Source organism: Neobacillus niacini (assembly GCF_030817695.1).
Classification (GTDB): domain Bacteria; phylum Bacillota; class Bacilli; order Bacillales; family Cytobacillaceae; genus Neobacillus; species Neobacillus niacini_F.
Window position 1 is genome coordinate 3,204,217 of sequence record NZ_JAUSZQ010000002.1, and the last position, 14,660, is coordinate 3,218,876.

Annotated in this window: 14 protein-coding genes and 1 pseudogene; 2 read left to right on the top strand and 13 right to left on the bottom strand. The window is 34.9% G+C overall.

Annotated elements, in window-relative coordinates; all coding sequences use genetic code 11:
• Positions 1-117: 117 nt before the first annotated feature.
• Positions 118-396 carry a hypothetical protein gene (locus QFZ28_RS16320; RefSeq protein WP_307195614.1) on the top strand — a complete coding sequence of 93 codons (279 nt, stop codon included), beginning with the start codon at positions 118-120 and terminating at the stop codon, positions 394-396.
• 158 nt (positions 397-554) lie between these two features.
• Here the strand turns inward: QFZ28_RS16320 and QFZ28_RS16325 are convergent, their stop codons facing one another.
• The 3 genes from QFZ28_RS16325 to QFZ28_RS16335 form a co-directional block, all read right to left on the bottom strand.
• Positions 555-704 (bottom strand): hypothetical protein, encoded by a 150-nt coding sequence (locus QFZ28_RS16325; RefSeq protein WP_307195615.1) that lies wholly within the window; start codon positions 702-704, stop codon positions 555-557.
• Positions 705-960: 256 nt separating this feature from the next.
• A complete protein-coding gene (locus QFZ28_RS16330) occupies positions 961-1,170 on the bottom strand; it encodes a hypothetical protein (RefSeq protein ID WP_307195616.1) in 210 nt (69 codons plus the stop codon).
• 1,154 nt (positions 1,171-2,324) lie between these two features.
• Positions 2,325-3,437, bottom strand: coding sequence for an MFS transporter (locus QFZ28_RS16335; protein ID WP_307195617.1), 1,113 nt, complete (start codon positions 3,435-3,437; stop codon positions 2,325-2,327).
• 262 nt (positions 3,438-3,699) lie between these two features.
• Between QFZ28_RS16335 and QFZ28_RS16340 the strand changes: the two genes are divergently transcribed.
• Positions 3,700-3,981: a YciI family protein gene (locus QFZ28_RS16340; RefSeq protein WP_307195618.1), complete on the top strand. Its 282-nt coding sequence runs from the start codon at positions 3,700-3,702 to the stop codon at positions 3,979-3,981.
• Positions 3,982-4,363: 382 nt separating this feature from the next.
• On the opposite strand, the gene QFZ28_RS16345 is transcribed toward QFZ28_RS16340, so the two are convergent.
• From QFZ28_RS16345 to QFZ28_RS16390, 10 genes and pseudogenes are all read right to left on the bottom strand, one after another.
• Positions 4,364-4,945, bottom strand: coding sequence for a GNAT family N-acetyltransferase (locus tag QFZ28_RS16345; protein WP_307195619.1), 582 nt, complete (start codon positions 4,943-4,945; stop codon positions 4,364-4,366).
• 504 nt (positions 4,946-5,449) lie between these two features.
• Positions 5,450-6,301, bottom strand: a complete 852-nt coding sequence (locus QFZ28_RS16350) for a PRD domain-containing protein (protein WP_307195620.1) — start codon at positions 6,299-6,301, stop codon at positions 5,450-5,452.
• A 96-nt stretch (positions 6,302-6,397) separates the two neighbouring features.
• A complete protein-coding gene (locus QFZ28_RS16355; protein ID WP_307195621.1) occupies positions 6,398-6,790 on the bottom strand; it encodes a YidH family protein in 393 nt (130 codons plus the stop codon).
• Between the two features lie 105 nt (positions 6,791-6,895).
• Positions 6,896-8,302 (bottom strand): glycoside hydrolase family 1 protein, encoded by a 1,407-nt coding sequence (locus tag QFZ28_RS16360; protein WP_307195622.1) that lies wholly within the window; start codon positions 8,300-8,302, stop codon positions 6,896-6,898.
• Between the two features lie 17 nt (positions 8,303-8,319).
• The gene (locus tag QFZ28_RS16365) at positions 8,320-10,170 is read right to left on the bottom strand and encodes a beta-glucoside-specific PTS transporter subunit IIABC (RefSeq protein WP_307195623.1); all 1,851 of its coding nucleotides are present in this window, start codon (positions 10,168-10,170) and stop codon (positions 8,320-8,322) included.
• A 424-nt stretch (positions 10,171-10,594) separates the two neighbouring features.
• Entirely contained in the window at positions 10,595-11,017 is a 423-nt protein-coding gene (locus tag QFZ28_RS16370) for a hypothetical protein (protein WP_307195624.1), read from the bottom strand.
• Positions 11,018-11,315: 298 nt separating this feature from the next.
• Entirely contained in the window at positions 11,316-12,755 is a 1,440-nt protein-coding gene (locus tag QFZ28_RS16375) for a DHA2 family efflux MFS transporter permease subunit (protein WP_307195625.1), read from the bottom strand.
• 35 nt (positions 12,756-12,790) lie between these two features.
• Positions 12,791-13,414, bottom strand: coding sequence for a nitrite reductase (locus QFZ28_RS16380; RefSeq protein ID WP_307195626.1), 624 nt, complete (start codon positions 13,412-13,414; stop codon positions 12,791-12,793).
• A 94-nt stretch (positions 13,415-13,508) separates the two neighbouring features.
• Positions 13,509-13,733: pseudogene (locus QFZ28_RS16385) on the bottom strand (NrdH-redoxin); the annotation flags it as partial.
• Positions 13,734-13,813: 80 nt separating this feature from the next.
• Positions 13,814-14,644, bottom strand: a complete 831-nt coding sequence (locus tag QFZ28_RS16390) for a hypothetical protein (RefSeq protein WP_307195627.1) — start codon at positions 14,642-14,644, stop codon at positions 13,814-13,816.
• Positions 14,645-14,660 lie beyond the last annotated feature (16 nt).

Consider the following 14,660-nt stretch of genomic DNA (forward strand, 5'->3'; position numbering starts at 1 on the left):
GTATGAATTTCAATCCTAGCCGATGACTATTTTGTTACAACATTGGGAGCTCAGGGCATAACACTTTGGTTAATAGGAAAAATAAAACAGGAAAAGATAAAAGAAAGGGAGATCGGTTTGTCCTACACATATAACTTATATAGTTCCGACCAATTGGGATTTTCAAAGTCCTACCACATCAAAACAGATTTACCGCCGCATAAGTTTCGTTCAATTATGATGGAGTTTCGGCGTGGCGGGAAACAAGACCCGCAAGCCTTTATCCACTATATGACCGAACAATTTCCAGGCAGTTTCCACTTATTTGACTATGACGATGTTGTCCAATTTGATGCCGATCAGGAAAATTCGGCTATTTTAGCCAACTTGTTGGATCAAACAGACCAAACCGTCTGATTGATATGTTTATGGGCTTTTTGCTACTTAGACCAATTCAATGACACAGACCTGGAATGAATCCCAGGTCTTTTTAAATTAAACAAAGTTATTTCGTTTCACCTTTTCAAAAAAGAAAACTGGTCCATTTTGCTGGTATACATTGTTGACATAAACGCCTAATCTTCCATAAAAATTCGTGCGTAGTATTCCGTTTCTTCGTCTAATTTGTTGTCTTTTCTCAATTCCTCAATCGTTTCTTTTCGGTTATCTTCAATCACTTGAAAACTTCCTGAGACATTTGGTGTTTTCTCTTTGTTTTTATCCATACTACCACTCCTACATTTATCTTATTTATATTACGGTATTTATTTCCCTTTTCATTTTGTGCTTAATTTATCACTTTATTCAGAGGACTCAGAAATTCGAAACTGGTTCTTCTTTTTACCTTCTGGTTCTGATTACAGTAAGAAATATAATGTTCAAAACCACAAAAAAATAGGACCTCCAAAAGAAGTCCTAATCTGTTAATAATCTATATTAAATTTTTCTTTGACCTCATAAACAATAAAGTTGTAATAACGTTTAACGTGAAGCTTTTGGCGGTTCGCATACGTCACATTTCCGTTGATTATTATTTTTGAATTTGGTAAAAGTTTTTTCAAAGTTGCTGCCACACGCGCATTTAAATTGTAATTTTTGAGAAAAACCTTGATATTCTGTCGTTAGCAACTTACTTTCAGAGTTGTTCTCAACAAATTCTTTAATTTTACCAATCGTCCATCGCTTATTCATTCTCTGACACCTCCATATTTTATCCTAGCGGAGGCTCTTTTTGGCTTCCGACAATTCCGAGTAAAAATCATTATTATCCAAGTTCTCCATTATAACATGAGCTGATATACAATTAAACTGTATTTAGCAATTAAATGCTACATAAATGGTATAAGGTTCGGTTGGGAGGTGCAAAACGCCAATTCGTAGCCGAATTCACATAGTAAACCGCATATATTTGACAATAAATTTGCAATAGAAAAAGCAGTTGAATTGGTGTCAAACTGCTTTTGTTTTTTGCTCTGTTAAATTCCATTGTTGATTTTTGTTCAAAGAAGACCGTCGATGAATGTTTTTTTCTGCTAATGTTCATTTCTAGCATTACCTAAAAGGTAGCATAACCGAATAGGTTCGCTAACGGAAAAACACCTATAATAACGAACAATATAAATAATACTAATCCTATAAAAAAATACATTTTATCCATTTAATTCCTTTTAAAGAAAAGCGTTATAAACCAAATAGGCATAATAATTATGCAATTGATTACATATATCCAAGAAACAAGTCCCATAAATAATGGCACAGTCTTTTCTAATGAATTATTGAAATTCACAATATAATCTGTTGCGGATAAAATAATAATCACTGTTAACAGAAATATATTATAACTAATCCAAAAGTTTTTGAAAAATCATCACCCACCACAACTGAAATATATCCCATTCTCATTCCTATTATAAATAAGTTTTTATAGAAGGGGGTATTATCCTTTATTATCGAGAAAGTATCAGAAAACCTTAACAGTTTGTTGCGAAAGTATATCAACACTATTTTTTACATCAACATTTTTAGCAGCCATTTATTATTTTAGGTAAAATACTTTGTTTTTTGAATGGAGGTATCATTCACACAGAAATTATCATATGAAATAACATCTATTTTCAACACTGTCTGTTGTCCAACAGACTGGGTGGCTAATTGATGTGTTAACTGAGTTGCTAATTAGCTGTATTTGGCAATTAAAAAATGCTGTTTATGGCAGAATGTTTTTTGAATGTAAAAAAGCCGAAAATATGCTAGAAATGAATAAAAACTTGCATATTTTCGTCTTATTAATAATTTGGGATATTGAACAAAAGCACCCAGTTCAACAAAAAGCTTCATTACTGAGGTCATGTATCTGAAAAAGCTGATTCCTTTTTTGTTTCTTGGACTTTCTGGGTACTAAGGACAAAACTAAGAATTGCTGCAATGCTACAAACATACGGAAGGAAAGTGTATCCCCAATTAGAAACAACAAAACCACCAATCATTGAACCGATAGTAATACCAATATACAAAGCCGTATTATTCCACGCCATAACAATTCCACGTTCGTTTGAATATTCGACCGCTAATCTTGCTTGGTATGATGTAAATCCTGCATACCCAACCAAAGCCCATATGAACAAGAAGAAATAAATCCAAGCACCAGATGAGAAGAATATACCTAAACAAATGAATATTAAAGTCAAGAAAATGAGCGTTACTTTCGAAATCTTCCTTTCTCCAAATCTATCTGTTAATTGTCCACTTATAAGACTTCCTAAAACAGCACCGATACCATAAAAGGTAATAGCTAATGCGATTTCTGATGATGAGAATCTATTTTCAGAATAAAGAGCCGCACCTAAGTAAACATAAAGAGCATACATTGAAATCGCCCAAGTGGTTGTAACACTTACCGAACCAAGTATTCTTAGCAGATTTCCTTCTAATAGATTCCTTGTTATATCGCTTTTAGGAACATTTTTCCATGTTTTGAAATTTACTACCGCCAATATACCCCCTATAATAGCCATTACAACAAATACTGAACGCCAACCAAGAAAATGCTCTAGTAACGTACCGAATGGCGCTCCCGCCCAAAGAGCTGTTAAGTGCCCTGAAACAACAATTGAAAGCCATGTCCCTCTCCGATTTGGTGGCGCAGTATCTCCAATGATTGCGTATATCAAAGGGGTAATTGAAGCAACGGACAAACCAGCTAAAATACGACTAACAATTAACAAAAAAAATGAAGGGGCAAAAGCAGTTAATATGTTAGAAATAACGAACAACAATAAGCCAAATGTAATAAATGTTCTCCGTCCATTTTTATCTGAAAGCCACCCAAAGAAAGGAGCGAAAAAAGCATATGTAACCCCAAAAACAGTTACCATCCATCCAGTCATCGCTGAACTAACATTATAGGCTTCCGAAATGAACGGTAGTAACGGAGACACTACAAATAAGTCAATACCCATAAGAAATAAAGTTATCCAACCAACACTTAAACTGAGTTTCCCTCGTAGTTCCATTAAATCCCCCCATATGATATGTATATTCTCAAAGGAGAAAGAGCAGGAGTTATGATTAAAAAAAATTACCACTATAAAACGACATTTCTTTCCAAATTTTTGAATTTACAATTGCGGGCATGTCTTAATTCCTGTATGATAGAAAAAAATAATATTCATAATATTTCGTTTTTTTATAAAAAGATACTTTTAGAGAGGAAGATTAAATATGTTGTTATACTTAGTAAAATATACTTTAAAAGGGAATGATAAAGGGGCACATTTAAAGCCTATTCATGTTGATTATTTAAAAAAACTATATGATGAAGGAACATTACTGACGGCAGGATTGTTTATAGGTAAGGTTGGAGGGTATCTTTTGTTTAGAACAGAGTCTTATGAAGAAACGCAAGCATTGATTGCGAAAGACCCTTATATCGTTAATGGGGTGAGAGACTTTGAAATTGAATCTTGGGATGTCTCGCCGTTTCCTCTTAAAGTTACTGAGTAACCATATTTTTGGAGCATGTGGATATAATGATAGTGTTACAGTACCTGCATCTATAACATGGTGGGGTATAGAGGTAACCAATTCCACCCCATACCCCTTTCTCAGACAAACCCATGATATTTCGTGTTCAAGTCACTAATGGAGTTGGAATGGCAAACAGCTATTGTATTAAGTTTAAGGTGAGTTGTAGACTCCTATAAAGGCTGACCGAGATGAACTTGCCAAGATAGACAAAAGGTAAGGGTTCCCTACTTTTTGTTACTCTGCCTTTATTCAACGAATCTGCCTTTTTACTTTAACAAGAATAGAGTTGCTGTCACCAGCAACTCTTGTTCCACTCTTGCCCCATTAGTTTAATAATCAACACTTTAATAATACGCGATTATCGTAGCATACTCTCCAATTTATTCTTCACTAGCACCCATTCTTTGTCAATTACACTGTAAAACACAGAGTCTCTTAAATAACCGTCAGGCATAACCATATGATTCCGAAGCACCCCTTCTTTTATCGCACCCACCCGTTCAATTGCCTGCTGAGACCGCACATTTCGACCATCTGTTTTCAACTGAACTCGAATTGTCCCAAGTGTCTCAAAGCAGTGTTTCAAAAGAAGATACTTACATTCTGTATTTATTCTAGTTCGCCAAACAGTTGGAGCCAGCCATGTCCAACCAATTTCTAAGTTACGGTTTGGTATCGATATATTAAGAAAACGAGTGCTTCCCACAATTTTCCCCGAATCCTTATCGAAGATAACAAAAGGAAATTCACTTCCTTGCTCTCTCGCTTGAAGCGCTCCATTCACAAGGTGCTTCATATCTTCAATCGATTGAACCTTCATCGGCATGTGTGCCCATATATCTGGATTGTTTCCCGCATCAAATAATTCCTGTATGTGATAAACTTCCATAGGTTGTATCTTTACTCTATCCCCTATTAATACTACTGGTGTTATCTCCATAATTCTTCTCTCCTTTTCTTCCATGGTAGAATTATTTAAACAAACTGTCCAGTATCAGGGTCAAATAAAAGAGGGAGGTAAAGCAACTCTTCTTCCACTAATCTGCTTCGTTAGTGCAGTAAGCAGCGCTTCACATAGATGAATAAATATTAGTGTTTATACAGGTTTACCCTTAAGTAATGATTCAAAAAGATTAATAAACATACTGCCAAAACATACATCAGTTAATTGCCAGAAACACTTATTCAACAACCGTAACCGTTTGTTTAGGTACAATATTTCACAAACTTTTTTTAATCTTGAAAAAAACTCCCTTCAAATTTTTTTATAACCACATTAGAATGCAGCTATCCACCTCTTTATAAAAAAAGCATGAAAATTCTAAGTGAATTACCATGCTTTTTTAGCTGTTATTTTCATTTGCTTTTGGATTATTTGAACCTCAACTTCAAGTTTTTGTTTTTGGTATGCCAAATCTTTTTTTTATATATTTCTCTTAATATTCTAACCAAGCTGATTATAAGTCATTAATCTGTGTATATGCACTGCAAGATAGGCTAATTCCTCTTTCGGGATTGTTTTTCCATTAACTTGTTCTATATATTCTTTAATTTTAAAAGCACCAGACATAGCCTGTGGATACAGGTTAGCTATCTGCTCGAATAATAGATTATCTTTATCATCTATCATCTTATCTGAGTAAAAACGTTCTACAAAAAATTTTACATGGGTTATAAACCGGGTATAATGTATGTTTTCATTATCCATGTTGATATTGAAAGTATATCGGACCAAGTTGACAATACTTCCAATCATTTTAGCATATCTCATACCATCCTTTGATGATTCTTTTTGTTCCCCATGAGCGTTAATTATATGGAATGCGATATTTGCGGCTTCTTCAATTGGTAAATCAATTTGGAGTTTTTCGTTCATTTGCTTTAGAGCGAATTCGCCAATTTTAAATTCTTCGGAATAATAATTTTTAATTTCCCAATATACTCGGTTGGTGATGTTGATATTTTTTTTATATCTTTCTACGGCGAAATTTAAATGGTCCATTAAGGTAAAATATATACCTGTATTGAGTTTAGTATTAAGTTTCTCTTCAGCATAAGTTACGATTTGCTGGGTGAGTTCTACAAATATAGGAGGAATAGCATCCAATAATCCTAGAAACTCTTTAACTTTTATATTTTCTATAGGTATAAACATTTGATCAACTTGGTGCTCCTCAATGATATTACCAGTTTTTTGACCGTAGCCAATTCCTTTACCAATAAGAATGAATTCTTTTTTTTGTTTATCTTCTACTAAAACAACGCTAGAATTAAGCACTTTTTTGATTTTTATCATCCTAATCACCTTTCTCTTAAGGGTCCATTCTAATCTAAATCTTTTCCAACAAACCTGTCTGTTAATAAAAATTACACAGGGAACCTCTTACCTAGTTTATGAATTAAATAATAAGAAAGAAAGATACATAAAAATCAAAAAAATAAGAAGCGAAAATAAAATAGAAACAAATATTATAGAATGATTAGACGGAATAAACAGCCCCTCCTGGATTTCCCTTCTTTTCCTTGTGTATTGAATCGTACACAAGACACCCGTTATAACACCAACAACACAAGCAAAAATACCTAGAAAAATTGCCAAAGTATTAATATTAGAATTTGAACTAATTTTAATCGTAAAGTGTAGCGAAGTAGTTAAAAAACCAACACCTGCAATAGATATAGCAGTCCGAATCCATGCAAGATAGGTTCTTTCATTTGCTAAGTGTTGCTGCGCATATTTTACACTATCATCTGGTAGTTCTCTTTTTATTTTTATAGCTTCCATGGTTAATTATATCTCCCTTTCAAGACATTTTTTCAGTCACAACAAGGAAAAATGTAGCTACCAGTATAGTTAATTTAACCCCTTACTAGTAGCTACATAGCCATTTTATTCTAAATTTTCCCCATTTGATTCAATAACCTTTTTATACCAATAGAAGGAGTCTTTTTTAATACGTCTAAATGTACCATTTCCGTTATCATCTATATCTACATAAATGAATCCATATCTTTTTTTCATTTCACCTGTACTAGCTGCGATGATATCCATTGGTCCCCACATGGTATAACCCATGACAGGAACTCCATCGATATCAATTGCCTTTTTCATTTCTCTAAGGTGATCTCTTAAATAATCAATACGATATGAATCATGGATGCTTCCATCTTCTTCAACTTTATCAACTGCTCCTAGACCATTTTCAACGATCATTAGAGGTATTTGATAACGGTCATATAAAAGATTTAATGAATAACGCAGACCCTTCGGATCAATTGCCCATCCCCAATCACTCGTTTGAAGATAAGGATTCTTGTAACCCGTTTTAACACCATTAAGTCCTTTAAAATCTAAGTTTGTATCCTTTCCAACCACATGAGTTAAATAATAACTATACGATAAGAAATCAACTTTTCCTTTCATTAGTTCTTGTAAATCACCGTCTTGAATAGGTAAAACGATTCCTTCACGTTCAAATTCTTTTAATTTATAGGCTGGATAATAACCTCGGCATTGAACATCACAATAAAACAGCATTTTATGCATAAAATCAACAATTGCCTGCATATCCTCCGGGTCACAGCTAGCTGGATAAGCAATGTGTCCGGCATACATCATACCAACCTTATTATTAGGGTCTATTTCATGAGCCATTTGTACAGCCTTAGCACTAGCTAAAAATTGATGATAGGCAGCGGTCATTCTTGTCTGCTCATCGTCAGAATTGATCCCACCAGCCATCCAAGGCTTTGTTGACATAACATTGATTTCATTAAAGGTAAGCCAATATTTAACTTTACCTTTGTATCTATTAAAAATCGTTTCGCAATACCGTATATAAAAATCTATCACTTCACGGTTTTCCCATGAGCCATATTTCAATAATCCTAGTGGTGTTTCAAAATGAGAGATAGTCACTAAAGGCTCTATTCCATATTGAAGGCATGTATCAAAGACTTCATCATAATGCTTTAAGCCTTCCTCTTTCGGTACCTCTTCATCTCCATTTGGAAATATCCTTGACCAGGCAATGGACATACGGTAACATTTAAATCCCATTTCAGCAAACAATGCTATGTCTTCTTTAAAAAGACGATAATGATCAACAGCATTATGGCTAGGATAATATTTATCTTCAACTACACCATCTGTAATTTCTCTAGGAACACCATGAACTCCTGCTGTCATCACATCGGCTGTACTTAGTCCTTTACCATTTGTCAAATAAGCACCTTCACATTGGTTAGCTGCTGTAGCCCCACCCCATAAAAAATTCTCTGGAAATTCTTTAGCCATATCTATTTTCCTCCCACTTAGTTTCCTAACGCGGTTACGAACATTAAAGTATCATCATTATTGCCCGTATGCTTTGATTCTGCCACTTTTACTGAGTATTTGTCTTTATTAGTTACTACCGCAATTGTGACGGGATCAAATCCTTCTTCAACTATCTTTTTAAGATCAAACTTTACTAGTAAATCCCCAGCCTTCACTTCATCTCCAACCCTTACTAGAGATTCAAAGTATTTTCCATCTAGTTGAACTGTATCGATACCTATATGGAATAATATTTCAGCTCCATTAGTTGTTTCCATTCCTAATGCATGGTTTGTATTAAATATCATTCTAATTTTCCCATCAACCGGTGCGTATAGTTCCCCTACTGAAGGAATGACTGCAATTCCTTCACCCATGACTTTGGTTGAAAAAACAGCATCCTTAACCTCAGTAAGAGGAATAACTTCTCCTTGAACTGGTTGTTTAATGTGAACGATCTCATCAATATTGACACACTTATTAACTGTATTTTCAATTTTCTCTTTATCTTCTTTCCATGAAATTAGAGTGATTATAAAGCCTGATACAAAAGAAATCACTAAACCTACAAGAGCGAAAATAATATTATTACTGTCTTTTGGATCTATAAACATTGAAATACTGGCAACACTAGGGCTTACAGGTGTAGATCCTGCTACAGTGAATAAGCCAAGACTTAAACCGCCTATTAAACATGATATTACAACACTGTATAGAACACGTTTTCTTTGCAATGTAATACCATAAAGTGCTGGTTCTGAGATACCAAATAATGCAGAAATTCCTGAAGATAATGCAATAGATTTAAGTTCTGTTTCCTTAGCACGTAAAGCAACTGCAAAAGAAGCACCACTTTCAGCCATATTATGCGCTAATAATGCTGGTAATAGAAGAAATTCCTTTCCAGTAGCAGAAATTGTATTTATTGCATATGGAGTTAATGCTTTGTGCATACCTGTAGCAATCATAAATGGAAGAATCGTTGCAAGAAGACCTACTGCAATCCATCCAGCTTTATCAAATACAAACAAAATAGCAGTCGTTAATAATGTTCCTGCCTCAAATCCAATTGGTCCTAAAACTAACAGTGTCATTGGAACTGTAAAAAGCAGTGACATCATCGGTATAAAGAAAACCCGAATAGGCTTTGGTGAAATCTTGGTGAAAAATCTTTCCATATAAGCATAGAAAATTACACCTAGAATAGATGGAAAAACCTGTGATGCATAGTTAACATTTGTTATTGGAATAGTGAATAGGCTTGCGCCCTCACCTAAAAGTTTGGTCAAATCAGGGAATAAAAGAATACTCATAGCTGCTGCCGCAACTAAATGATTTGTCTTCAACTTTGTTGCTGTAGTAATAGCAACCAATATTGGTAAAAAGTAAAATACTGCACCACTAATAGATGTTAGTATAATATAGGTCTGACCCTTCTCATCTATCAGATTAAGTACCGATAAAAGTAATAACATTGATTTTAATATTCCAGCACCCGCCATTGCAGGAATTAAAGGTTGGAATACACTAACTAAAAAGTCTAAAACTGTAGCACCTATTTTCTGCTTACCTTTTGCAGTGATTTTATTATTATTTTGCTGTCCAAACTTACCAAGTTTAAGCAATTCATCATACACTTCAATCACATTGTTTCCTATAATTACTTGGAATTGTGCTTTATTAACTACATCTAAAACCCCTGGAATTCTTTTAATCTCTTCTATGTTTACCTTACTATCGTCTGCAAGTGTAAAACGTAATCTTGTTGCACAATGTCCCAGGTGAACAACATTTTTCTCACCACCAACATATTTTAGAATGTCGGTTGCTATTTTTTTGTAATCCATTTAAAATTCTCCTTTACTAATTTAAATACGCTTACATTTTGCGCAAAATAATAAGCTAACAAAAAAAGACAGGACCCGTAAAAACAATATAATATCGTCTAGATAAAATATCGTCTTTATGGATCCTGCCTGCATTACCAGTAACATGTCCGGTTTGTTTTTATTTTGTTATCTTGATTATATTGCCTTAAAATAAAAAATACAAGGGGGGAAATAATTACCATTACAAACTTTTCTTAAAGAAGACTTCTACTGTTGGAGAATATAATAACATAATATAGTCTATGTATTAACTTAAGTCTTTAACTTTATCTGTTAAGCAAGTTTTAACAAGTTTATTCCACCCCATATGATCCTATGCTACTTACTTTCCTATTTAGGTTGCTTTTGGCATTTAGTCCACTATATTTTACTTTTTGTTTCCCTAATTGATTTTTCCATTATACTGAACTCCATATATTAAAATTGCAGTAAACAAACTAATAAAATACCACGTAATATTATTCATCCTTTTAAATTTAAATACTCCAACTACTTTTTGTGATATAAAGAAAAAAGGACCAACATTAATAATACCCAACACAATGTTTGTAAGTAAGTATTTGGGTAAATTTCCGTAAGTTTGTTTAAATACCCACAATGTGCCTACAAAATAAGGACCTAATATGTATGGAAAATCAACAGGAATTCCTGAAAATAAGGGTCTTTTAGTTATCCACCATTTTTTCTTATTAGCCATTGCACTAAATACAGTTAAGAATAAACTGGTAAAACTTGCTACAGGTAAAAACCTAAAAAATGATTGTTTTCTAATAAAAGGAACAGTTAGCCACGGAATGATTAACACTGCTAAATTGAATACCTTTTTTTATCCAGCATAAAACTCTCCTTAAATTGTATTTTAAGCTTATTATTAACTTTTTCCTTGTAATAATGTGTTGTCGGACAAAAACAGTTTCAATAAAACTGTCCTTTACCTTAATAAGGAAACGCGTCTCCACTTATTGTAGAAACACACCCATTTGTTTATGTCCAAAATTCATAAATCTTTTTAAAAAGGTAAAAGGCTGTTCCATCTAAGGAACAACCTTTTTTTGTATCAATCAGACTCCCATACAAAATATAGTCAATGGGGATAAATTACATCACTTTGGAGCATTTGTTTCACTTTGCTTTTGTGAACGGACAAACAATAGTGCTAATACTGCGCCTGCAAGAGCCACTATACCGGACCACAAGAACGCTTGTTGAAAGCCCTCGTTTAAAGCGACAATCGCATCTCCTGCGGTTCTGGACTCCGTTGTTGCTGCAGCAATGGCAACCATGATGGCTAATCCAACCGCTGAGCCAATCTGGTAAGTAGTATTGTATAATCCTGATGCAAGACCTGACTCCTCTGCTTTAACATTTGATACCGCTGCTGTGGTAGCCGGAAGATAGGCAAGTGCATTCCCAAGTGCAGCTAATAGCAAAGCCAATAGTACACTAGTCCAATAGTCTCCATTTACCGGTGTGTTTAAGGAAAACAAGAGCCCCGAACCACCGAGTATAAGGAATCCGATAACCATAGTAATTTTCAATCCAAGTTTCTCCATTGTTTTTCCAGCTACTGCAACCACGAATACTGCCATGAATATTGGTGCAGGCAATAAAGCCATTGCCGCCGAGAAAGGAGCAAATTTCAATACCAGTTGTAAATACAATACAAGAAAATAAATAATTGGAACCCACGCGGTTGATAGCAAGACGAGCGAAATGTTACCAATAGATAAGTTTCGGGTCTTGAATATACGAAGTGGCACAAGCGGCTCCTTTTTGATAGCCTGAATAACAATAAATATGATGAACAACATAGCCCCAACAGACAATGACCATACAGTCGAGGATGAACCCCAACCACTGTGTTCTGCGTTTGCAATACCATAAACCAATAGAACTAAAGCGGCTGTAACGGAAATAGCTCCAGCATAGTCAATACGTCCACTCAGACGCTTTCCTTTTTGCAGTAGTCCTGGTGACAAGAGCAAAATGATAATACCAATAGGAACGTAGATTAACAACGCCCATCTCCAACTTAAGAACTCTGTAAGGATTCCACCGAGGACAATACCAATTGAACCGCCCGCTGCACCTGAAAGTCCCCATAAAGCAAGTGCTTTACTTAGTTCTTTCGGATTTGCAGAAAACAGTATCATGACAATAGAAAGAGCAGCCGGTGCAATCAATGCGGAACCAACTCCTTGAACTGCTCGTGCGACGTTAAGCACTACATCATCCCATGCTAAACCTGCGAGCAAGGAAGCCACGGTCAAAATTGAAAACCCCCACATAAAGATGCGACGGTGCCCGAACAGATCGGATAGCCTCCCTCCCAATAACAGGAGCCCTCCGAAGAAGATAAGAAAGGCGGTCATTACCCATTGCAAATCTTGTTGTGTATAGCCCAGTGTCTCTTTGATAGCTGGCAAAGCAACCTGTATAATGGCGCTATCCATCATAACCATGAAATTCGCAAAACCTAACAAAGCAAGTGCTTTCCAGCGCTTTGGGTCGGCTTGCGCAATCGTTTGTGAATTTGTTGACATGATTCAATCCCCTCCAATTTTATAAAACACAAAATTTATATTAAACTAATTAATTGTTCTCTACCTATTCGCTTCAAAAATTTATAGAATGTCTCCCGCTTTTTACCCATTTGTGAATATACAGTAATAATCTTTTCTACCGTATCGTACAACTCATTCGGAGTAAAATTCTCCATCAGCAAGGAACCAACCTCAGCGTCTTTCCCTTTTGCTTTTCCTCCAACATATAAATTGTAATGTTCCCCAATTTTCATAATACCTATGTCACTTAACATGGGTTCACCGCAACCAATAGGGCAACCTGTATAAGCAACCTTTAAGGTAAACGGTACGGCTTTTCCTTCTATACGGCGATTAATCTCTTTTGCCACCAGCATTCCTTCCTCTTCTTCCCCTTTACAAAAATTACAGGTTCTCAAGCTCTTTACGAAATTTCCAACTGGATAACAGGCTAATCCAACCCTTTGAAATTCTTCTATGATTTCTTCTTTTTTATCTTCCGGGATTTCTATATAGAGTTGTTGGAATGTTGTTAATTCAATTTCCTCATCTTCATCCATATATTTTGAAATCGTCACAAGTTGTTTTGAATTGAGTTTAGCCCCAAAACCTATTCCTCCATTTATGGCGATCTTAATTTTTTTAACATCGTTCTCCATATTAAATCCCCTCTCTTTTTAACCATTACCTTACTAAGGTAAGGTATAAAACTAGCCAAAATTATACCTGCAACTAAATATAGCAACAGGTATTTTAGCTACTTATATTTAATATCTTCCTTATTTCATCTATATTTTGTTCAAATCCAATCAGAACTTTCGGTTTTCTCATTAATCCCAACATAGATTTATTCTTTAATACAAATGTTGGCACAATTCTAGTACCTATTATTTTAACTAAATCTTCTTCTTTAGAAGGCTGTTTCGTTAAATCAAATTCAATATACGATACGTTATTTTTGGAAAGAAACTCTTTCCCTGCCTGACAATCAGTTCAGGTAGGTCTCGTATAAAGCTCAAGTTGAACTTTTGCCATCATTATCGCCCCTTCGCCTTTCATTATTTAACTTCGATAACAAATGGGTAGGCATTGACCTGACCGTGAAACTTAAATTCAGCCCAAAGTTTATAAATACCCGGCTTATCAAATTGTGTTTGAAATACAGTTTTATCATTTGAAACTGGATGGACATGGATGAATTTTTCCCCATCTTCATCCAGGATTACAACGTGACCTAAAGCACCTAAATACTCTTCAGGTTTCTCACCCTTTACATCAAAATTAAGGGTAACCTCTTTGTTGACCTCGAATGAATGAGTGGTTAATTCAACCGCTTGACCATTGATGGTCTTGGTAAAATCCGTATCTGGAACGAGTTCATTACCGCCGTGTGCATGATGCGCTTCACCAGCATGCAACTCAATAGGTTTTATCGCATATTGAATCCCTTTTGGTTTGATATCAACGAAAGCTTTATAAGAATTATCTGCTAAATTTGCTTTCACTTGATATGTTCCTTCACCATTTTGTTCTGGGTGTAAATGATGATACTCTTTTAAATCTGAGCTTACGACAATTAAATGCATATATTTTTCATGAGAAACTTCCAGTTCCGGAGCATGATTATTTTTATCTTTTAATTCAATTGTGAGTTCTCCATTTGCATAGGATACTTTTGGTGTAACCTCACTGGTAGTGTTTGCACCATGATTCTCGTAATCTTGATGACTATGTTGATGATTCATGTTTTCTTCCCCCTGTTCAGTAGTTGTATGATTATTGCTTTCCTCTGATTTTGGATTAATACTTGCATACACACTGTAACCAGCTATGACGATCCCAAGGTACACGATAGCTGAAACCGCCCAAATCATTATACTTTTTTTCATATAAGAATCCTCCTCT